19 protein-coding genes are annotated in these 21,953 nt (G+C 54.3%); all 19 read right to left on the bottom strand.

All coding sequences use genetic code 11. From position 1 onward, the window contains the following. The gene (locus PSH87_RS08435; RefSeq protein WP_305433088.1) at positions 1–1,416 is read right to left on the bottom strand and encodes a mannose-1-phosphate guanylyltransferase/mannose-6-phosphate isomerase; all 1,416 of its coding nucleotides are present in this window, start codon (positions 1,414–1,416) and stop codon (positions 1–3) included. A gap of 135 nt (positions 1,417–1,551) precedes the next feature. Then, on the bottom strand, positions 1,552–2,529 hold the full coding sequence (locus PSH87_RS08430) for a GDP-L-fucose synthase (protein ID WP_305433087.1): 978 nt from the start codon (positions 2,527–2,529) through the stop codon (positions 1,552–1,554). 1 nt (position 2,530) lies between these two features. After that, positions 2,531–3,655 carry a GDP-mannose 4,6-dehydratase gene (gmd, locus tag PSH87_RS08425; RefSeq protein WP_017734460.1) on the bottom strand — a complete coding sequence of 375 codons (1,125 nt, stop codon included), beginning with the start codon at positions 3,653–3,655 and terminating at the stop codon, positions 2,531–2,533. A gap of 30 nt (positions 3,656–3,685) precedes the next feature. Beyond that, the gene (locus PSH87_RS08420) at positions 3,686–4,645 is read right to left on the bottom strand and encodes a GDP-mannose 4,6-dehydratase (protein ID WP_017734461.1); all 960 of its coding nucleotides are present in this window, start codon (positions 4,643–4,645) and stop codon (positions 3,686–3,688) included. Positions 4,646–4,649: 4 nt separating this feature from the next. Next, the gene (locus PSH87_RS08415; protein WP_017734462.1) at positions 4,650–5,750 is read right to left on the bottom strand and encodes a glycosyltransferase family 1 protein; all 1,101 of its coding nucleotides are present in this window, start codon (positions 5,748–5,750) and stop codon (positions 4,650–4,652) included. A gap of 137 nt (positions 5,751–5,887) precedes the next feature. Next, positions 5,888–7,387 (bottom strand): oligosaccharide flippase family protein, encoded by a 1,500-nt coding sequence (locus PSH87_RS08410; RefSeq protein WP_017734463.1) that lies wholly within the window; start codon positions 7,385–7,387, stop codon positions 5,888–5,890. Positions 7,388–7,820: 433 nt separating this feature from the next. Continuing rightward, positions 7,821–8,795 carry an NAD(P)-dependent oxidoreductase gene (locus PSH87_RS08405; RefSeq protein ID WP_305433086.1) on the bottom strand — a complete coding sequence of 325 codons (975 nt, stop codon included), beginning with the start codon at positions 8,793–8,795 and terminating at the stop codon, positions 7,821–7,823. Beyond that, positions 8,788–9,843 (bottom strand): glycosyltransferase family 4 protein, encoded by a 1,056-nt coding sequence (locus PSH87_RS08400; RefSeq protein ID WP_305433085.1) that lies wholly within the window; start codon positions 9,841–9,843, stop codon positions 8,788–8,790. The genes PSH87_RS08405 and PSH87_RS08400 overlap by 8 nt, the downstream gene beginning before the upstream one ends. Further along, positions 9,840–10,649 carry a glycosyltransferase family 2 protein gene (locus PSH87_RS08395; RefSeq protein ID WP_017734466.1) on the bottom strand — a complete coding sequence of 270 codons (810 nt, stop codon included), beginning with the start codon at positions 10,647–10,649 and terminating at the stop codon, positions 9,840–9,842. The genes PSH87_RS08400 and PSH87_RS08395 overlap by 4 nt, the downstream gene beginning before the upstream one ends. A gap of 25 nt (positions 10,650–10,674) precedes the next feature. Then, positions 10,675–11,793 carry an O-antigen ligase gene (locus PSH87_RS08390; protein WP_305433084.1) on the bottom strand — a complete coding sequence of 373 codons (1,119 nt, stop codon included), beginning with the start codon at positions 11,791–11,793 and terminating at the stop codon, positions 10,675–10,677. 783 nt (positions 11,794–12,576) lie between these two features. Then, positions 12,577–12,822, bottom strand: a complete 246-nt coding sequence (locus PSH87_RS08385; protein ID WP_305433083.1) for a LapA family protein — start codon at positions 12,820–12,822, stop codon at positions 12,577–12,579. Positions 12,823–12,843: 21 nt separating this feature from the next. Then, positions 12,844–13,140, bottom strand: coding sequence for an integration host factor subunit beta (ihfB, locus tag PSH87_RS08380; protein WP_003189779.1), 297 nt, complete (start codon positions 13,138–13,140; stop codon positions 12,844–12,846). Positions 13,141–13,272: 132 nt separating this feature from the next. Beyond that, on the bottom strand, positions 13,273–13,557 hold the full coding sequence (locus PSH87_RS08375) for a hypothetical protein (RefSeq protein ID WP_026136485.1): 285 nt from the start codon (positions 13,555–13,557) through the stop codon (positions 13,273–13,275). Between the two features lie 161 nt (positions 13,558–13,718). After that, the gene (rpsA, locus tag PSH87_RS08370) at positions 13,719–15,407 is read right to left on the bottom strand and encodes a 30S ribosomal protein S1 (RefSeq protein ID WP_017734470.1); all 1,689 of its coding nucleotides are present in this window, start codon (positions 15,405–15,407) and stop codon (positions 13,719–13,721) included. Between the two features lie 120 nt (positions 15,408–15,527). Beyond that, positions 15,528–16,217 (bottom strand): (d)CMP kinase, encoded by a 690-nt coding sequence (gene cmk / locus PSH87_RS08365; protein WP_017734471.1) that lies wholly within the window; start codon positions 16,215–16,217, stop codon positions 15,528–15,530. After that, positions 16,214–18,424, bottom strand: coding sequence for a bifunctional prephenate dehydrogenase/3-phosphoshikimate 1-carboxyvinyltransferase (locus tag PSH87_RS08360; RefSeq protein WP_305434280.1), 2,211 nt, complete (start codon positions 18,422–18,424; stop codon positions 16,214–16,216). Before PSH87_RS08360 ends, cmk begins: the two co-directional genes overlap by 4 nt. Positions 18,425–18,452: 28 nt before the next feature. Further along, on the bottom strand, positions 18,453–19,565 hold the full coding sequence (gene hisC / locus PSH87_RS08355; protein WP_017734473.1) for a histidinol-phosphate transaminase: 1,113 nt from the start codon (positions 19,563–19,565) through the stop codon (positions 18,453–18,455). Positions 19,566–19,574: 9 nt separating this feature from the next. Beyond that, a complete protein-coding gene (gene pheA, locus PSH87_RS08350) occupies positions 19,575–20,669 on the bottom strand; it encodes a prephenate dehydratase (protein ID WP_003172650.1) in 1,095 nt (364 codons plus the stop codon). Then, the gene (serC, locus tag PSH87_RS08345; protein WP_026136487.1) at positions 20,669–21,754 is read right to left on the bottom strand and encodes a 3-phosphoserine/phosphohydroxythreonine transaminase; all 1,086 of its coding nucleotides are present in this window, start codon (positions 21,752–21,754) and stop codon (positions 20,669–20,671) included. The genes pheA and serC overlap by 1 nt, the downstream gene beginning before the upstream one ends. Positions 21,755–21,953 lie beyond the last annotated feature (199 nt).

The raw sequence follows: 21,953 nt of genomic DNA, 5'->3' as shown, positions 1-21,953 counted from the left end.
TCAACCCTTTACGCGACCGTAAATATCTTCAAACCGCACAATATCATCCTCGCCCAAATAAGACCCTGATTGAACCTCAATCAGTTCCAGGGGGATCATCCCCGGATTCTCAAGTGCATGGACCTGGCCGATGGGGATAAACGTGGATTGGTTTTCCGTGACGAGATAGGTTTTCTCCCCGTTGGTGACACGAGCAGTGCCACTCACGACAACCCAATGCTCTGCGCGGTGATGGTGCATTTGCACCGAAAGCTTTTCACCCGGTTTGACTGTAATCCTCTTGACCTGATAACGCTCGCCACTATCGATGGAATCGTACACACCCCAAGGACGATAGACCTCGCGGTGGTTGACCTGCTCTTGACGGCCACCCGCCTTGAGTTGATCGACAATCTTTTTGACTTCCTGAACCTGGTCTTTGTGCGCCACCAGGACAGCGTCCTTGGTCTCCACAATAATCAGGTCTTGCACGCCCACCGTAGTGACCAGCCGATGGGTCGCGTGAACGTAGCTGCCGGTAGTGTTTTCCGACAGCCCATCCCCCTTGAACAGGTTGCCTTGCGCGTTTTTTTCACCGGCCTCCCAGAGCGCCGACCACGAGCCGATGTCGCTCCAGCCTGCGTTCAACGGAACCATCACGGCATCCGCCGTTTTCTCCATGACGGCATAGTCAATTGACACGTCCGGGCTCGTCGCAAAGAGGGTGCCGTCAACCCGGGTAAAATGCATATCCTGCTGGCCCCCGGCCAAGGCACCACGGCATACCGACACGATTTCCGGGTGAAACTTTTCAAGTTCCTGGATATAGCGACTGGCGCGAAACATAAACATACCGCTGTTCCAAAAGTAGCCACCTTGGGACAAGTAGGATTTCGCGGTGTTCAAGTCGGGTTTTTCGACGAATCGGCTGACCTTGAACCCACCGGCCCCAACAGGAGCACCCAACTGAAGGTAGCCATAGCCCGTCTCAGGGCTGGTGGGGGTAATGGCAAACGTGACCAATTTGCCCGACTCTGCAAGCAAAAGGGCCGCCGTAATACTCTCCTGGAAGGCCTGGACGTCTTGAATCAAGTGGTCGGCAGCCAACACCAGCATGATCGGATCGGTCTGCTCGCTCAGCGCCTGCAGGGCCGCCAAGGCGATGGCCGGCGCCGTGTTCCGGCCTACCGGCTCAAGAATGATGTTCGCGTCTTCCAGCCCCAGTTGCCGAAGCTGCTCGGCAGCAAGAAAGCGATGATGCTCATTGCAAATCAACCGCGGCAAGCCGTGCTCAAGTCCATCAAGGCGCTTGATCGTGGCCTGGAGCATCGTCAGGTCTGCATCCACCAAGGGCAGGAACTGCTTAGGGTTCAGTTGACGAGAGAGTGGCCATAGCCGGGTGCCCGAGCCGCCGGCCATGATTACTGGAAGAAACATTCAATCATCCTTTGAGACCGAGATCAGCGCCGCTGTACAGGCGCGAGTGTAGTTTGCGCGGGAGACAACCGTTAACACCCACAACGAAGTGGTTGAACCGAGCCCTGAAAAAGACCGTCACGGTCAGTTTTCAGCCTAGCGTGAACGAGCATGCAAGGCGTTCTCGGAGAACCAGGCGTAGGCGTCTCGCAGCCCGTCTTCGAGACTTACAGTTGCGTGCCATCCCAATCGCCCAAGACGCGAAACATCCATCAGCTTCCTTGGCGGGCCGTCCGGCTTGGTGGCGTCAAAGCTCAGGCGACCCTTGAACCCAGTGACCTTGGCGATGGTTTCGGCCAACTCTCGAATAGTGCAGTCCTGCCCCGTACCAACGTTGATATGAGAGAGCATCGGTTGGGTGCAGGCGCCGTACTGCGCTTGATCCAACTCCATGATATGAACGGATGCACTGGCCATGTCATCAACATGCAGGAACTCGCGCTTTGGCGAACCGCTGCCCCAAATCACTACCTCTTCAACGCCCTGCTCGACAGCATCGTGGAACCGACGCAGCAGAGCCGGTATCACGTGAGAGTTTTGCGGGTGGAAGTTATCGTTCGGACCATACAGATTGGTGGGCATGGCACTGCGATAATCACGTCCATATTGACGGTTGTAACTCTCGCACAGCTTGATCCCGGCGATCTTCGCAATCGCATAAGGCTCATTGGTTGGCTCGAGCACCCCTGTCAGCAGAGCCTCTTCAGCCATTGGCTGCTGGACCTTGATGGGGTAAATGCATGAGGAGCCAAGAAACAGCATTTTCTGCACGTCATGCTGGTGCGCCGCATGGACGATATTCGCCTGCATCGTCAGGTTTTCGTAGATGAACTCGGCCGGGTAGGTGTTGTTCGCATGAATGCCACCCACCTTTGCCGCGGCCATATAGACTTGCTCGATCTTGTTCCCGGCAAAAAAATCCGCTACCGCGCGCTGATCAAGCAAATTCAATTGAGCCCTGTCGCGGGTCACAATATTGGTATAACCCAACGTTCGCAGGCGCCGGACGATGGCCGAACCCACCATCCCCTTGTGGCCGGCAACAAAAACACATTCGCTCAATTGACGTGACATGTTAGTTCTCCAGCGACACCGGCAAATCGTAACCGTGGTTCTTCAACAATGCGTGACGCTGGGCGACTTTCAAGTCTTCGCGAACCATTTCAGCGCACATCTCCTGGGCAGTGATTTCCGGCACCCAGCCTAACTTTGTCTTGGCCTTGGTAGGATCGCCGAGCAATGTTTCAACTTCGGCCGGGCGGAAGTAGCGTGGGTCAATACGCACCAGCGTATCGCCAACTTTGAGCGCCGGTGCCTTATCTCCAACAATGGAGTCGATAATGCCACGCTCGTCTACACCCGTACCTTCGAAGCGCAAGGTCAGGCCAAGCTCAGCGGCAGACCAGCAAATGAACTCACGCACCGAATACTGGACGCCCGTTGCAATGACAAAGTCTTCAGCAACCTCTTGTTGCAACATCATCCACTGCATACGGACGTAGTCTTTGGCATGGCCCCAATCCCGCAGCGCATCCATGTTGCCCATGTAGAGGCACTGCTCAAGTCCCTGGGCAATATTTGCCAGGCCGCGGGTGATTTTGCGGGTCACAAACGTCTCGCCTCGGCGCGGCGACTCGTGGTTGAAGAGGATCCCGTTACAGGCATGCATGCCATACGCTTCGCGGTAGTTGACGACAATCCAGTACGCGTAGAGTTTTGCAACAGCGTAGGGCGAGCGCGGATAGAACGGCGTGGTTTCTTTCTGCGGCGTTTCCTGCACCAGGCCGTACAGTTCAGAGGTGGAGGCTTGGTAGAAACGGGTCTTTTTCTCCAGCCCGAGCAGACGGATGGCCTCAAGAATTCGCAGGGTGCCCATTGCATCGACGTCAGCTGTGTATTCCGGAGATTCAAAGCTTACGGCGACGTGAGATTGCGCACCGAGGTTGTAGACCTCGTCAGGTTGAACTTCCTGAATGATACGGGTCAGGTTCGACGAGTCGGTAAGGTCGCCGTAATGCAAGATGAACCGTTGATTATCTACATGCGGATCCTGATAAATGTGATCCACACGTTGCGTATTAAACGACGACGCGCGTCGTTTGATGCCGTGAACTTCGTAGCCCTTTTCCAACAGCAGTTCGGCCAAATAAGAGCCGTCCTGGCCGGTGATCCCGGTAATTAGCGCTTTTTTCAGGGTCATGTTTAGGTCCTAAAATTCTTAGAGTGACTGTTAAATCGCATTTAGCATGCTGGTAATGACATCAGGCATTGTCGATTGGGCTTTCCACCCCAGAACCTGTTCCGCCTTTGCCGGACAAGCTCGACTGATCAGTAGATCAGTGGGTCGGAAGAACTCCGTCGATTGATCGACATGAGCTTGCCAGTCGAGGCCCAATTGCGTGAATGCTTCAGCAACAAAGGTTTCCAGCGTGTGGGTTTGACCCGTTGCGATCACGAAATCACCGGGTTCCTCACACTGAAGCATCCTCCACATTGCATCAACGTATTCTGAGGCAGCCCCCCAATCGCGTGCGATATCCAGACGCCCAAGCGTCAACCGCTCCGTGGAGCCCTGTGCAATTCGTTTGGCTGTAGTTACGATTTTTTGTGTTACAAATCTGGAGGGGCGTAAAGGCGATTCGTGATTAAACAAGATGCCAGTACACGCAAAAAGATTATAAGCCTCGCGATAGTTATCGACCAGCCAGAACGCCGAGGACTTAGCCACGGCATAAGGGCTACGAGGATGAAAGGCGGTACTCTCGATGGCGGGCTCGCCGTTGGTATCACCAAAACATTCGCTGGAACCAGCTTGATAGAAGCGAATCGGACGTTCGGTCATCCGGCATGCCTCAAGCATGTTCAGGGTTCCCAAGGTAATACTTTGAATTGTTTCAGCAGGCTGCTCGAACGACAGTCCGACTGACGACTGCCCGGCCAGAAAATAGACTTCATCAGGCTGGCTACGCTTGAGCGCCATGAACACACTGCGAAAATCTTCGGGCACCATCGACAGCAACTTCACCCTGGGAAAAACGTCCAATCGCTTCAAATTGGCGAATGAAGAGCCCTGCGCATCCCGGGATGTCCCCCAAACGGTATAGCCCTTACTCAGCAACAGCTTTGCGAGATAAGCACCATCCTGGCCACTCACACCGCAAATCAGGGCGGTTTTTTCTGAATAGTCCAAAGTATTACCTTTGCAATGAATTGTAGATCGATAGTGTTTCTTGGCTACAGCGCTGCCAGGAGAATTGGTTTAAGCGCTCATGCCCGAGCCCGACCAATCTCGCAATTTCGCTGTCAGAGTAAACCACTCTTTCTATCGCTCCAGCCATTTCATCATCATTAACGGGATCGAAAAAAACACCTGCGGTGCCAATGATTTCAGGCATTGAACTGGTGCCACTACTGATTACAGGGCAGGAATGCGCCATCGCCTCCAGTGGAGGAAGTCCGAAGCCCTCATAGATAGAGGGATAGACAAAGGCTTTGGCGCCCTCGTAGAGCTCACCCAGCAAAGCATCGTCGCCCCCCATCTGCCGCACCTGCCCGGGAGCAAAACCAAGACGTTGTACCAACTCCTGTTCGTTTTCGGAGAACCCGCCGCCGCCAAACGCGACAATGTCAAAGTCTGACTTTAACCGTGTTGAGTTCGCCACGGCACGAAGCAGCCCGGCGAAGTTCTTGTAGGCAAAGCGTGCCCCTACATACAACAGATAGGGTCTGGGCAACTGGCTCGGTTTTTTTAGGGTGACCGGCTTGAATTGTTCAAAACCCAAATGAACAACCGACAACTTGCTTTCGGGGACGTCGAACAGCCTCATGAGGTCTTGCCGCGTGCTCTCCGAAATGCAAATAACGTGGTCTGCACGCTCTACTGCGCGGCGCTTGAGCAGGGATGTCTTGTCCTCCGAAGAGAAGCTCTCAGGGTACAGCTCGTGGATCATATCGTAGACCGTCAGAACGGTTGGACACCCCTTGGGGGCCGTACCGGAACGGGCGTAATAGGTTTCGTGCACCACCTGAGGCCGCCAACGATTCATCGCCACTCGCCCTTGAAGACGGTTGTAGCCAAGCATGAGCCTCGCGGTATAGCGCGGATACTTTTCTATCCAGCGTCCATGAACGATTCCCTCAGGCAACTCATTCAAGTACACATTGCGGTAGAAAGGCGAGAAAACACCTACATCGGTACCGGCCTGGGCCATCTGCTCGGCGATGCGGCAAAAATAACGAGAAATGCCACCGTAATTTTGCAGGGCGAATATTTGGTAATCGAAAGCAACGCGCATATTATTTTTTTACTCGAGAGAAGGTTAAGTCCCAACCGATCAAAAAATCGAGCCTGTACCGCATCACACCCAACGCCACTGCCAACTTGAACAAATGGTGCCAAAGCTGCGCCAGCCTCAGAGGTCTCATTGGAAAATTACAGTGCATTTCTCCACTGAACCCTCCGGAGATCAAAACGAAAAACGAACAACCGGAGCGCCACAAGAAAATAGCTCACCCCTAGCGACAAGAACATCACCACGAGGTTACCCACACTTAGAACATCATAGATCACTTTGAAAAACCACAACGTAGAAACTGAAATAGCCAGCGGAATAACGATAGCCTCGAAATACCAGACCTTGGCGGGCTTGATATTCAGTTTTCTAAATACAATCGGCGGACACAACACAACAAATCCTATATTCAGCAACAGCCAGGGCCAGGCACTCCCCGTCAGGCCATAGGTACTTGCCAGGTAATAGGTCACAGGCACCACGAGAATTGCGGCAATGAAATTTTGCCAAACACTAAACCGGGTCCAACCATGGGCCAATTGCAACGCATAAGGCATATGCATAAAGGAATGAAGCATGGTACCAATTACCAGTATCACAAGAGGACCACTCGCCGCTGCGGCGATATTCGAGTCTCTCGTCCAGAATGTAAGCAGCGGGTGGCTATACAACGCAATCCACACGGAAAACGGAATGACCAACATCGACAATATCTGACTGGCCCTGATATAAGAGCTGAAAGCCTCTTGGGTATTTTCAGATGCTACGGCTGCGACAATTCTAGGGTAATAGGCATTAAACACGGGTGATATAAGCCTGAACGCTATCGTACCCAACGTCCAAGCCAGCATGTAATAACCAAAATCCGTCAATGACAGCGTCTTTGACAACACGATTTTATCGGCCTGCATCAATAAAAACGTGAGCGCATTGGTTACGCCGACACCGATTGCAAAGCCACGAAGGCGGCGAAGCGCTTCAACCGAAAATGATGGGGACTTCTTCCAGCCGCCTAACTCCCGCACCAACTGAATACGCAAAATAAAAACAGTCAGAACATTGATCACGCACTGCCATATAAAAAACCATTCAACCGTCGGCGAAACAAGCCATAACACCAACACGGCGCCCACCGAGCGCAGCGTTGCAAAAACAGAGGTTGCAACATTCAACTCAACTTGCTTTTGAAGCCCGGTCAGGGCCCCGTAATAAAATGCGATAGGAAACTGAAGAACCAGCGCCACGCCCATTACTCTTAACGATAGAGTAACCGACTCCAGCTTGCTGGGAGTCACATCAAGCCAGTAAGAAGAAATCACCGGAGCCAAAAATATAACGATTGTGCCCGCCGTAAGCGCAACACACCAAAATATCCACTCGACGCTTCTTAACAGCAAAACAACCTTTAGCTTGTCCGCTGGCGACGCGGCGTCGTAAACCGAGGCTTCTTTGGTCGCAACAGCCCCAAAGCCTCCGTCAAGCATAGTCATAGCGGCAGAAAGAATTACAAAGAAACCAACTAAACCGTAACCTTCAACGCCAATAAACTTGAGATACAGGGGGACGAAACAGATCCCCATCAAGGCAGCCCACCCCTGCCCCAAAAAGTTCGCCGCTACGTTTTTAAGCGCGCTATTCATGCGTCACAGCCCTTTGCCTCGTAACACGGGTATTTTCGGAAAATTCAACGAGCGTTAAAAACATCATCGATTATATTCCGTCGCAATTCAGACTCTTTGGAAATATGCGCACCCCGCACACCAACCCACTTCCGGACTTTATGAAGAGCCGCGCCTGACAACGCGAATGAAAATAGCGCCCTCATTGGATGCCCCTGGTAGCACGCAGCAGTGACACGCACCGGACAAAAAGCTTGGCAACAGCGAGAACCTTAGCATGACGCTGGAACACTGAAAAGTCTCTGACCAGGCACAGGCCATTGATTTTACAGGCAAAATGCCATCTGTCGCAGACACCCTGAAGCCCGCCAATCCACGCAAAGCCAGCAGCTGACGCTTTTGAACACTCTGCGAAGAAACACCAGTTACGGCTCCAGAGACGCCAATGTGTGGGTTATTCCTTTGTCGATGATGCCTTGAGCCATGACAGTGTTTTTTCAATCCCCTCCTGCAGACCCACCACAGGGTAGACATTCGATTTTTCTGCCGGAGCGCAGTCCACCACATTATGAGTTGTCATGTTTTTCAGCCGAAAACTACTGAACGGAAATCTCAAGCCCGTAAAATTACAGAGATCACCCACCCATGCCAAACAATAGAAAAAAAACATTGGCGCCTTTATCGGCTTCCGACGACCTGCATGCGACGCAATACTCAAACTCCACTCGTCTACATTCAACGGGACGGCATCACCGATATAAAAATATTCAACACTGTCATCAGGACGCTGGGCAATCGAAATAATCTGATTGACGCAGTTTTCTACATAGCCGTAGGTCTTCGTGCTGGACGCCCGACCAATTCTAATATAACGACCGGCGAGCACCATATCGAAAAAGTTTCGATAGGGCTCTCCAAACCAGGCCCCCCAAATAGACGTGGGGCGCACAATAGAGCACTTTGGCATCCGCGCCATCCACTGCCGGACGATACGCTCCCCCTCCACCTTGCTTTTGCCATAGACAGTAGTAGGAGAAACATCCTCTATCGTAGCGGGTATGTGGCCAGCCCTACAAACCAACATACTGGAAGCGAAAACAGCATGTTTAACGTAGTCGGCCGAGGAAAGAACTGCGCACAAATTGTCCACGCCAGCAATATTTTCCCGATAGTCGTCCAAACTCTTGCCGCGAAGATCCGTGCGCGCCGCAAGGTGAAAAACGTAGTCGGGCCTGAACGACTCAAACGCCTCAGCCAACAGATCCGCATCGCAAATATCACAATAACGGTGGACGTCAAGGTTATCGCGATTCCTCGGTGCAGCCACATCCAGGCTTAAAACATCGAACCCGAGCCCCTTCAGACGACCTACCAAATTAGTCCCTATGAAGCCCGACCCACCGGTAACCAAAACCTTATAGTTAGTCACGCATCAACTCCTCATAGACCTTAAGATAGTTGGTTGCCATCGCAAGAGAGCTATACCTCTCGCGAGCAACGTTCAACACCGCTGGCCCTTTGGATTCGTCAGACAAGCCTCTCATCACTGCTGCATCCAGGCTCGCGACATCATCAAGCTCAAAAAAACAAACGGCCTCTTCACTGAAAAGCTCCCTGAATATAGGAATATCGGAGCACACTATTTTTTTCGAGTGCAGAGCCGCCTCAATCAGAGCCAATCCAAACCCCTCTGAACGAGAAGGCATGGCAAACATATCAAAAAAAACATTACACTGATGCGCATAAGGAACCGAGGGAAGAAATACACACCGACTGTCTACACCCAGCGACACACTCAGTTCCTGCAATGACTGCTTCGCTGGGCCATCACCAATGACCACCAATCCCAGCCGAGCATTGATAGTCAACAATTTCACCAATTGATCAATGCCTTTTGTGGCGGTGAGCACACAGTAGGCCCCTAACAAATAGTCGACACGCCCTTTCAATTTATTTATTTCAGCGGCACACCAATCCTCGACCAAACTATAATCCACAACAATATCTCTACCGTTATAGACCCTTGTTAGTTTCTTATTATATGAAAACCTCGAATAGTACTTTACCGCATCATCGCTCAGTACGACGAGCCGATCGTGCCTCAACCAACACACATTCCAGACAAAGCTGAACACAAACGAAACAAACCTGTTGTAATGAAAATACAACTCCCGCTCGACATAATTATGCAAGGTACTTACATAGCTTACCTTTGTAAAAAATGATTTATTCCTAAACACGAACGCATCAGCCCGCAACAGGTGAGAGTGAACAACATCATAAGCGGAAAAATCAAATGACTTGTAGAAACCAACACGCTCAAACCTGACCCCTTCCAGCAGTTCGATTTCGACACACTCATCAAAATAGAGCACGGTAACCTCGTGCCCTCTACGAACCATTTGCTCACACAGCTGCATAACCACTAAAATGGGAGCTTTATTGACAATCGCCGGAACCACATAGCAGATTTTCATTTCTTCACGAGCCCACCATAAACCGACAGCAACTTCATAACACCACGATCACCCAATACAGCGCTCAGTAAGAAAAGCACCAATCGCTTGATAAAAATCGAATCAACCAAATACACCGGAGATAGCGCCAACTCTTTCCGAAGCCTGAAGTTCTCTCGAATAATCGACATCATCAAGCTAGGCTTGTTGCTCAGCCCACCCACTCGATGAGACACCACGGAAAAAGGATAAAAGCCGGCGTCCCGCGCCCGGAGCGCACGCAGGATAAAATGATAGTCACCTATCACCTTATAGCTCTCGTCGAATCCATTCCCCGCTTCAAACAGCGACGCATGATGGAAACAACCCGGGTGACGTATCGTCATTTTATTTTTCAAACCAATACGTGCTGCCTCCCAAGGCAGGCCCACCTCGTCGATAAAGGCTCCAGACTGATCAACAAGATTATTTTTACCGTAAACAATCTTGACATCACGCTCACCCGCAGCGTCCAAGTGTGCAATTATGGAAGCCAGTGCAGAAGGCGAACTAAAGTAGTCATCACTCCCAAGGAACGTTATCCAGTCAGCGTCAACCTGCGCCAATGCTTTATTCCACGCATTGTAAACGCCAGAATCCTTCTCACTGGAGAACCTGGCCATTCCGTACTCTTCTATTATTTGCAGCGTACCGTCTGTACTACCACCATCCTGAATATATAGATCAACATCCTTGAATGTCTGCCCCTTAATAGAGTCCAGGCACTCACGTAGCGTTCGTTCACTATTATACGTAGCAACCACGATCCCAATTTTCGCCCTAGGCATTCTAACTCACCCCACCTTAATTCATTTAGATCGCGGCCAATCTTTGACTACGCAGCTGGACAGACTGACAATACGTCTTATCAAAAAAAGCAATTATCATCATAAAAAACACGAAGTGGTATTTGTAAAAATACATGACGTTACCGAAAGACCCCACGACAACAAACGCGAGCAAAAAAGCCCGTGCAATAGGACTTTTATTCTTCCAACAGCTGTAAAAAACCAAGGAAACAAAAAACAGTACGCCGAATATTCCTGTCTCCAACGCAGCACTCAGCAAAAAATTGTGAGCCGGATAATCGATTCCAGACAAAGCAAAAATAACCTGGCTTTCCGTACCGATGCCGTATCCGAATGGGTTTTGAACAAATGCCTTCAATGCAGTGCTATAGAGAATTTCTCGCGTGGGATCAAATCGGGAAAAGTCCCCAAAAACCGCCGCGACCACCCCACCTATCGCCAGAAACACAAAAAACAAATATGACACACTGAACCTTGCAAAACCCAGGAAAACCAGCGCCAGCGAAACTGCCAGCAAATCGCCTTTGGACAAGAGCATAAAAGGTGGAAGCAGCATGAAAATACACAATACCAAATATATCGACCTACCCGTCACTTGATACTTCAACATATTCACATAAATCGACAACAGCAACACCGTACCCACAGTATTTATATGCACACTTAAAAAAGACTCTTTACTATTAAAGAAATCTTTATAATGCTGCTGACTGCCCAGCAACACACTTGTAGAGTAGTCCAGCTTGAAAACCAGGTAGCTAACCATCAACAATGCAAACACCGGCCCCCAATTACCTATCCCGTCAAGCATCGCCGTTCTTTCAATATCAGACATCATCGACATGACAATGATGATCAGCAGAATCTGGAGTAACCGAAAGAACACCTCATAATTAACGACAAGCCCACTGATATAAACCATCATCGCGCCGTAAAACAGATAGAGCAGAACCAGGAAGGCGTAACCAAACATCGCTGGCCTGGCATGACGAGTGCACAAAAAAACCACACCGACAAAAACAAGCAAAAACTCATCTAACTTGTAGTTCACACCGCCACTTTCCAGCATCTTTATTGGAAAGACCATTAAGGCGCCGAGCAAATAACACAAATACTTCATCATTATCTGCCACAAACTCTAACTAGCGTTGGCGCTCGAAAGCTACTCGGCGTCGAGCACTTGCGCAATCTGCCAAGGCGCTTGTCGCTCCCCCTCTTCAACAGTCGGTCATTGACAGGTGTCACGCGCCCTTCATTCGACTGCGATACGGGACTGATAGCGCATTGCATGGCCTTCCATCTATTTGCTTCCATCAAAATCTCCTGCTTGCTCATCCTGGCGTGCATTTGCTAACGAGTAATCAGGAAACAATGATCGTAGCCCCCCTCCCTACTCTGACCTGATGAAACCTTGCAGGCCAACCCTATACCTCTCACCCCGAACGTTCCGCCACGCCTCTAATGCGATAATATCAAAGCGATATCAAACCCATTACCAACCTCAAAGCACGTGAGACTTGAAGAGCAGGATTGATAAAAAATTTCGGCGCGCTTTCATTCATTGGCCTCACTCAATAGGCCGACACTCGAAGCACTTCAGAGACAATGGACAGTACAAATATTACTTACACAACTTGAGATTCCGCATCATGCAAAAATCCTCTATAAATTGAAGCGAAGAATACGCTACAAAAAACAGAGCCATCCGTAGGAATTATCTGACTTCAAGATTACGCTGCAGCGCCGATTTTAGCTGACGACAGACAGGCAACCGGGCGCACCAAACCGTCTGGCATCGGATTAACTGAATTCACGATCAATCAACGCTCGCGCTGCTGTTAGTTAAGGTGTTTCAGGCGCCGATGAGACCCGTAAAGCGCCGCATCTGCTAATCAGACATACCAGCTCACGAGCGCTTGGACGCTTCCACGCGACGCCGCCCTGCCAGCCTAACTAACAAACCCAAAAAAGGGCCGATCAACGCACCAACGATCAAGGCAAGCCCAACAAACACAGCCACAGGGAATTCGGCGCTTGTCCACCCCAGGAACGACAAAGCCACACCTTGCTGGTTTTCCAGCACAAACACGATGACTGCCAAGGTGAAGACCACCAGGATCATTCCCAAGAAAATACGCCCAACTCTACCCATGGTAGCTTTCCTCAAAGATTCTCAGACACCCTCTTCCTCTTCTTCGTTCACCCGGTCTCGCAACTCCTTGCCCGGCTTGAAGTGAGGAACGAACTTACCGTCGAGGCTGACCGATTGTCCGGTCTTAGGATTACGCCCAACCCGGGGCGCACGATAGTGCAACGAGAAGCTCCCAAATCCACGGATCTCAATCCGATCGCCGGTAGCCAGACATTGGGACATTTGTTCAAGCATGGTCTTGATGGCCAGCTCTACATCCTTGGATGAAAGCAGCCCTTGATGGGTGACAATTCGTTCGATCAACTCCGACTTCGTCATATTTTTCCCTTCTTTTTCAAGCAGCTAGGAAAAGCGCTTCGAAGGTTTTAGCATGACTTGATGAATTTGAACAGCCCATACCCCAACTTATCGACAGGTCAGCGCAAGGCCGACAAAACACGCCTTGCATGCTCAATTACAGATCACCAACATCGTCCGAGTGACCGCGCCTGCCGGGTTCCAGCCAAATAGATAGTCACCCTCATCGTCCTTTGCATCGCTGGATCTGGTGACCACCTTGTAGCCCTGCATCTTGCATTCACGAGCCGCGCGACTCTCACACCTGTCCCAACCAGAGCCCAGGCCAGAGCAATCGATCTCTATGCCGCTTACACCGTGCCGAGCATGGGTCTTGGCACTGGTGGCAGAGCAGCCTGCAAGCATTGCCACTGCGAACACTACGATAAACCTGTTCATTCCAACCCTTACTGAATAAACAACACGAAAGCAGCTTTTCAAACGACTATAGTCAGTTCTGACAGCCGCTCATACCGCTTGGTTCTTGGTTGTTGATTCAACGAATTTCAGGCACAAAAAAGGGCGACCGAAGTCGCCCTTTTTCTACAGCGTTACAGAACTTAGTTCTGCTTAGCCATTGCTTCGCGCAGCAGGGAGGCCATAGTGGTCTCGCCAGTTGCGGCAGCTTCTGGAGCCGATTTCAGGCTCTGCATAGCTTCTTTCTCTTCCACTTCGTCTTTCGACTTGATGGAGAGTTGGATCACGCGGCTCTTGCGATCAACGCTGATGATCTTGGCTTCTACTTCCTGGCCTTCTTTCAGAACGTTGCGCGCGTCTTCAACGCGGTCACGGCTGATTTCGGAGGCTTTCAGAGTCGCTTCGATATCGTCGGCCAGAGTGATGATGGCGCCTTTAGCGTCAACTTCTTTCACGATGCCCTTAACGATTGCGCCTTTGTCGTTGTCCTGAACGTATTCAGAGAACGGGTCGCTTTCCAGCTGCTTGATACCCAGGGAGATGCGCTCGCGCTCTGGGTCAACCGACAGGATAACGGTGTCCAGCTCGTCGCCCTTCTTGAAACGACGAACAGCTTCTTCGCCAACTTCGTTCCAGGAGATGTCGGACAGGTGAACCAGGCCGTCGATGCCGCCGTCCAGACCAATGAAGATACCGAAATCGGTGATCGACTTGATGGTGCCGGAGATTTTATCGCCCTTGTTGAACTGGCCAGAGAAATCTTCCCATGGGTTAGATTTGCACTGCTTGATGCCCAGGGAGATACGACGACGCTCTTCGTCGATGTCCAGAACCATAACTTCCACTTCGTCGCCGACTTGTACGACTTTCGAAGGATGGATGTTTTTGTTGGTCCAGTCCATTTCGGAAACGTGTACCAGGCCTTCCACGCCTTCTTCCAGCTCAGCGAAGCAGCCGTAGTCGGTCAGGTTGGTAACACGCGCGGTTACGCGAGTGCTTTCTGGGTAACGGGCTTTGATAGCAACCCATGGATCTTCACCCAGTTGCTTCAGGCCCAGGGAAACACGGTTGCGCTCGCGATCGTATTTCAGAACCTTGACATCGATCTCGTCGCCAACGTTGACGATTTCAGATGGATGCTTGATACGCTTCCAAGCCATGTCGGTAATGTGCAGCAGGCCATCGACGCCACCCAGATCGACGAATGCGCCGTAATCGGTGAGGTTCTTGACGATACCTTTGACTTGTTGGCCTTCCTGCAGGGATTCCAGCAGAGCTTCACGCTCGGCGGAGTTCTCTGCTTCCAGGACGCTGCGACGGGAAACGACAACGTTGTTGCGCTTCTGGTCGAGCTTGATGACCTTGAATTCGAGTTCCTTGCCTTCCAGGTGCGTGGTGTCGCGCACTGGACGAACGTCGACCAAAGAACCTGGCAGGAACGCACGGATGCCGTTAACGTCGACAGTGAAGCCGCCTTTAACCTTACCGTTGATAACGCCCTTGACCACTTCTTCAGCTGCGAAGGCTGCTTCGAGAACAATCCAGCATTCAGCGCGCTTGGCTTTTTCACGGGACAGCTTGGTTTCACCGAAACCGTCTTCAACCGAGTCCAGAGCAACGTGAACTTCGTCACCGACATTGATAGTCAGGTCACCAGCATCGTTGTAGAACTGTTCCAGCGGGATCAGAGCTTCAGACTTCAGACCAGCGTGAACGGTTACCCAGCGAGCTTGGTAATCGATATCAACGATAACACCGGTGATGATGGAGCCTGCCTGAAGGTTCAGGGTTTTTAGGCTTTCTTCAAAGAGTTCCGCAAAGCTTTCGCTCATTTTAATTCCTGTTGATAAGGGCGAAGAATACGCCCATCTCCACACCCCAGACGGTGTGGGTCAGTTTCAGTTAAAAGAAGCCACCGCAGGACTATGACTGGTCCCCTGCGGCCTTCTTGATCACCCGGCGATATCGCGAATGGCGATTTCGCTCAAGATGCGTTCCAGCACCTGCTCGATGGACAACTCCGTGGAATCCAGCTGTATCGCATCAGCCGCCGGCTTGAGCGGGGCTACTGCGCGCTGGGTATCACGCTCATCACGTGCACGGATCTCATCTAGCAGACTCGACAGACTAACACCATCGACTTTGCCCTTCAACTGCAAGTAGCGGCGGCGAGCCCGCTCCTCGGCGCTGGCCGTCAGAAAAACCTTCAGCGGCGCCTCGGGAAACACCACGGTTCCCATATCGCGCCCGTCAGCCACCAGGCCCGGGGGCTCTTGAAAAGCCCGCTGGCGCAGCAGCAATGCGTCACGCACGGCCGGTAGTGCGGCTATCTGGGAAGCCCAGGAACCGACTTGCTCATTACGCAGGTCATCGGTCACATCATCCCCTTCCAGGATGATGCGTTGCGGATGACCTTCCGTCGCCCCGACGAACTGCACATCAAGATGCGCCGCCAACAGCTTCAAGGATTCTTCGTTGGTCAGGTCTACGCCATGGTTGCGCGCAGCAAAGGCCAGCAGGCGGTACAGCGCGCCGGAATCCAGCAGACACCAACCCAGGCGCTTGGCCAGAATGCCGGCGATCGTGCCTTTGCCCGAGCCGCTTGGCCCGTCGATGGTAATCACCGGTGCTTTAATATTCACAATTGAGCCTCTTGGGCTACACGGATGCCGACTTGGGCACACAGTGTAAGAAAGTTCGGAAAAGATGTAGAAACATTGGAGCAGTCACGGATACGAATCGGCGCTGTCGCCCGCAGGGAAGCAACACTGAATGCCATGGCAATCCGATGATCACCGTGAGCATGGACTTCACCACCCCCCATCGGACCACCGTCGATAATAATCCCATCAGGGGTCGGTTCGCACTTGACTCCCAGCGCCAGCAGACCATCGGCCATGACCTGAATGCGGTCAGACTCTTTGACGCGCAGCTCTTCGGCACCGCGCAAAACGGTTCGCCCTGCCGCGCAAGCCGCCGCAACAAACAGCACCGGGAACTCATCGATCGCCAATGGCACCAGCGCTTCGGGAATCTCGATACCCCTCAGCGCTGCCGCGCGCACACGCAGATCAGCGACAGGTTCCCCGCCCACTTCACGCGGGTTTTCCAAGGTGATATCCGCCCCCATCAGGCGCAGGATGTCGATCACCCCGGTACGCGTCGGATTGATGCCAACATGCTCCAGCAACAAGTCGGAACCTTCGGCAATCGAAGCAGCCACCAGGAAAAACGCCGAAGAGGAAATATCCCCCGGCACCTCGATACGGGTTGCCGTCAGCGCATGCCCGGACTCGACCGACGCAGTCGCCCCGTCAACCGTCACCGGATAACCAAAGCCGCGCAACATGCGCTCGGTGTGATCACGGGTCGGCGCCGGCTCGGTCACCGAAGTCTTGCCGGCGGCGTACAGCCCGGCCAGCAACAGGCAGGACTTGACCTGCGCGCTGGCCATCGGCAACGCATACGTCAGCCCTTTCAGCGCCTGGCCGCCACGAATAGTCAGCGGCGGCCGCCCTTCAGGGCCGGTCTCGATCACCGCCCCCATTTCCCGCAGCGGCTTGGCCACGCGACTCATGGGACGCTTGGACAGAGAGGCGTCGCCCGTCAGCACACTGTCGAAGCTTTGCGCCGCCAGCAGCCCGGACAACAGCCGCATGGACGTCCCGGAGTTCCCCAGGTAAATCGGCCCCGGCGGCGCTTTCAGGCCATGCAATCCCACCCCGTGGATGGTCACGCGCCCATGGTGCGGCCCTTCAATTACCACGCCCATGTCGCGAAACGCCTGCAAGGTCGCCAAGGCATCTTCGCCCTCGAGGAAACCTTCGACTTCCGTCACACCCTCGGCCAACGACCCCAGCATGATCGAGCGATGGGAGATCGACTTGTCGCCCGGCACACGAATACGCCCGCTCAAACAGCCGCCCGGGCTAGCCAGGAACGTCAGTTCATCGGCATCCGACGCGGTTTCCATGTAGGCCCGGCGCGCCAGGATCTTGCTGAAATGCTCCCGCGCTACCCGCGCCCGGGTGAACACGCCCAGCAACTGATGCCCATCACCTGCATCGACCGCATCGCGCAAGGCGTCAAGGTCACTGCGGAACGTATCCAGGGTACGCAACACCGCTTCGCGGTTGGCGAGGAAAATGTCGTGCCACATCACCGGATCACTGCCGGCAATCCGCGTGAAATCACGGAAGCCGCCGGCGGCGTAACGGAAAATCTCGAGGTTCTCGTTGCGCTTGGCCAGGGAGTCCACCAAGCCAAATGCCAACAGATGGGGCAAATGGCTGGTCGCCGCCAGCACTTCGTCGTGGCGCTCGACCTGCATATGCTCGACGTCCGCCCCCAGCTCGCGCCACAGACGATCCACTACCGCCAGCGCCGCCGGATCGGTTTGCGCAAGCGGCGTGAGGATCACCTTGTGCCGGCGAAACAGCTGCGCATTGGACGCCTCCACCCCGCTCTGCTCGGAGCCGGCAATCGGATGGCCGGGCACAAAGCGCGCCGGCATGCCGCCAAAGGCCAGTTGCGCCGCGCGCACCACATTGCCCTTGGCACTGCCGACGTCCGTCAGGATCGCCTGGCCCAGGTCCATGCCGGCCAACAGCGCCAGCAATTTCTCCATGGCCAGGATCGGCACCGCCAGCTGGATCACATCCGCGCCCTGGCAGGCAAGCGCCAGGTCTGCCTCACAGCGATCGACTACCCCGAGCTCAACCGCCAACTTGCGCGACTGCGGGTCCAGGTCCACACCGACCACTTCGCCACACAACCCGCTTTCACGCAGGCCTTTGGCGAAGGAGCCGCCGATCAACCCCAGACCGACCACCACCAGGCGACCGATCACAGGCACAGCAGGTTGCATTGCAGTGACATCAACCACGAGCCAGAACCTTGGCCAGCGCCTCGAGGAAGCGGGCGTTCTCGGCCGGCAAACCAATGGTGATACGCAGGTGGTTCGGCATGCCGTAGTTGGCCACCGGGCGCACGATCACCCCTTCAGCCAGCAGGCCCTGGAACACCGGGGCAGCCACCTGGCCAAGATCGACGCAGATGAAGTTGCCCTTGGACGGAATCCAGCCCAGGCCCAACTCACGGAAACCTGCCTGCAGTTGCAACATGCCGCTTTCGTTGATACGGCGTCCTTCTTCCAGGTACTCGGCATCCTTCACCGCCGCACAGGCCGCCGCCAGGGCGAGGCTGTTGACGTTGAACGGCTGGCGTACGCGGTTCAGCACATCCGCAACCACTGCCGTGGACAAACCGTAGCCAACCCGCAACGACGCCAAGCCATAAGCCTTGGAGAACGTGCGCGATACCAGCAGGTTCGGGTAGGCCGCCAGGAAGTCCAAACCATCCGGCAGGTCGCTGCCTTCGGCGTACTCGATGTAGGCTTCGTCCAAAACCACCAGCACGTGCTCGGGCACATCCTGCAGGAAATCGTTCAACGCCTGCGCATCGAACCAGGTCCCGGTCGGGTTGTTCGGGTTGGCGATAAACACCACGCGGGTCTGCGCATCGATGGCCGCCAGCATGGCCGGCAGATCGTGGCCCCAGTCCTTCGCCGGAATCACCCGCGCATCGGCACCCACCGCCTGGGTGACGATCGGGTAGACGGCAAATGCGTGTTCGCTGAACACCGCGTTGAGGCCCGGCGCCAGGTAAGCACGCCCGACCAGCTCGAGAATGTCGTTGGAACCGTTGCCCAACGTCACCTGATTCAGCTCGACCCGGCACTTTTCAGCCAGCAGCGACTTCAGGGCAAAGCCGTTGCCATCGGGATAACGCGTCAGCTCGGCCAGCTCTTCACGAATCGCCGCCAACACCTTGGGACTTGGGCCCAACGGGTTCTCGTTACTGGCCAGCTTGACGATCTTCGCCGGGTCCAGGTTCAACTCGCGCGCCAACTCGTCCACAGGCTTGCCCGGAACGTAAGGCGACAGTTGTTGCACGCCCGGCTGTGCCAGGGCGAGGAAGTTGCCACTCATGTTAACGCCTCACAAAACCGCTTTCGGGTAGGAGCCCAGCACCTTGAGTGCCACCGCTTCCTGACTGATTTTCTCCAGCACACCCTTGACCAGCGGGTCGCGGTGATGGCCGATGAAGTCGATAAAGAACACGTAGGTCCATTTACCGCTGCGCGAAGGACGAGTCTCGATGCGCGTCAGGTCAATCCCGTTGTCATGGAACGGTACCAGCAGCTCATGCAGCGCGCCGGGCTTGTTGCTCATGGAGACAATGATCGAGGTCTTGTCGTCGCCGGTCGGCGGCACTTCCTGGCTGCCGATCATCAGGAAGCGCGTGGAATTATCCGGACGATCCTCGATCTTTTCAGCCAAGCGCGTCAGGCCGTACAGGCCCGCCGCCATATCACCGGCGATGGCCGCCGAGTTCCACTCACCCTTGACCCGCTTGGCCGCTTCGGCGTTGCTGGACACCGCCACGCGCTCGACATTCGGGTAGTGCGCATCCAGCCACTTGCGGCACTGGGCCAGGGACTGGGCGTGGGAGTAGATGCGGCTGATGCTGTCGGTCTTGGTGTTCTCGCCCACCAGCAAGTGGTGGTGGATACGCAGCTCGACTTCGCCGCAGATCACCATGTCGTGCTCAAGGAAGCTGTCCAGGGTGTGGTTGACCGCGCCCTCGGTGGAGTTTTCCACCGGGACCACACCAAAATTCACCGCACCGGCTGCCACTTCACGGAACACTTCGTCGATCGCCGCCATGGGCTTGCTGATCACCGCGTGACCGAAGTGCTTCATGGCCGCCGCCTGGGTGAAGGTGCCTTCCGGGCCGAGGTAGGCCACTTTCAGCGGCTGCTCCAGGGCCAGGCACGAGGACATGATTTCACGGAACAACCGCGCCATCTCTTCGTTGCCCAGCGGCCCCTTGTTGCGCTCCATCACGCGCTTGAGCACCTGGGCTTCACGCTCAGGCCGGTAGAACACCGGCACTTCGCCTTCTGCCAGGGACGCCATCTTCACCCGCGCCACTTCCTGGGCGCATCGCGCCCGCTCACTGATCAGCTCCAGGACCTTCTCGTCCAGGCTGTCAATGCGTACGCGCAGGGCCTTGAGTTCTTGCTCAGACATTAGCCGTGTTCCTTTTCGAACTCTGCCATGTAGGCAACCAGCGCATTGATCGCGTGGATGTCGACAGCGTTGTAGATGGAGGCGCGCATGCCACCGACCGAACGGTGGCCCTTGAGGTTCAGCAGGCCGCGTTCGTCGGCGCCGGCGAGGAATGGCTTGTCCAGGCGGTCATCAGCCAGGCGGAATGGCACGTTCATCCACGAGCGATCGGTCAGGTTGATCGGGTTGCTGTACAGGCCGCTGGCGTCGATGAAGTCGTACAGGGTGCGCTTCTTCTCTTCGTTGAGCTTGCCCATGGCGGCGACACCGCCCTGCTCTTTCAGCCACTCGAACACCAGGCCGGACAGGTACCAGGCGAACGCCGGCGGGGTGTTGTACATCGAGCCGTTGTCAGCCGCGACCTTGTAGTTGAGCATGGTCGGGCACAGCGAACGGGCCCGACCCAGAAGGTCTTCGCGGATGATGTTGACCAGGATGCCGCTCGGGCCGATGTTCTTCTGCGCGCCGGCGTAGATCATGCCGTACTTGGACACATCGATCGGGCGCGAGAGGATGTCCGAGGACATGTCGCACACCAGCGGAACGTCACCGACTTCCGGCACCCAGTCGAATTCCAGGCCGCCGATGGTCTCGTTCTGCACGTAATGGACGTAGGCCGCATCCTTCGAGAGTTTCCACTCGTTCTGACCGGGAATCGCGAAGTAGTCGTAGGGCTTGGCGGTACCGGCGACGTTGACGTTGCCGTAGCGCGAGGCCTCTTCAATGGCCTTCTGCCCCCAGATACCGGTGTCGATATAGTCAGCCGTGCCGTCTTCCGGCAGCAGGTTCAGTGGAATCTGCGCGAACTGCTGGCTGGCGCCGCCTTGCAGGAACAGCACTTTGTAGTCTGATGGGATGTCCAGCAAGTCGCGCAGATCCTGCTCGGCCTTGTTGGCAATGGACACGAATTCATCGCTGCGATGGCTCATTTCCATCACAGAGAGGCCTTTGCCATGCCAGTCGAGGAGTTCACCCTGCGCACGCTGCAGGACTGCTTCAGGAAGCGCCGCGGGACCGGCACAGAAGTTATAGGCTCTCTTGCTCACATCCAATCTCACTCTGATCTGGTGGGGCTGCAATCATGTTCGACAACACCCTTTCCCTGGAGCGAACCCTTGTGGGAGCTGACTTGCCTGCGATAAGGGCACCTCGGTATCGCAGTGATACCGCAGCGCTGCCATCGCAGGCAAGCCAGCTCCCACATTGACCGCGTCCAGTCAAAGGACATGTTGTTTCAAAGGGGAC

Source organism: Pseudomonas sp. FP453, from assembly GCF_030687495.1.
Lineage (GTDB): Bacteria > Pseudomonadota > Gammaproteobacteria > Pseudomonadales > Pseudomonadaceae > Aquipseudomonas.
Note: the sequence above shows the minus strand (reverse complement) of the source record. Positions and strands in the feature narration are given on the sequence as shown.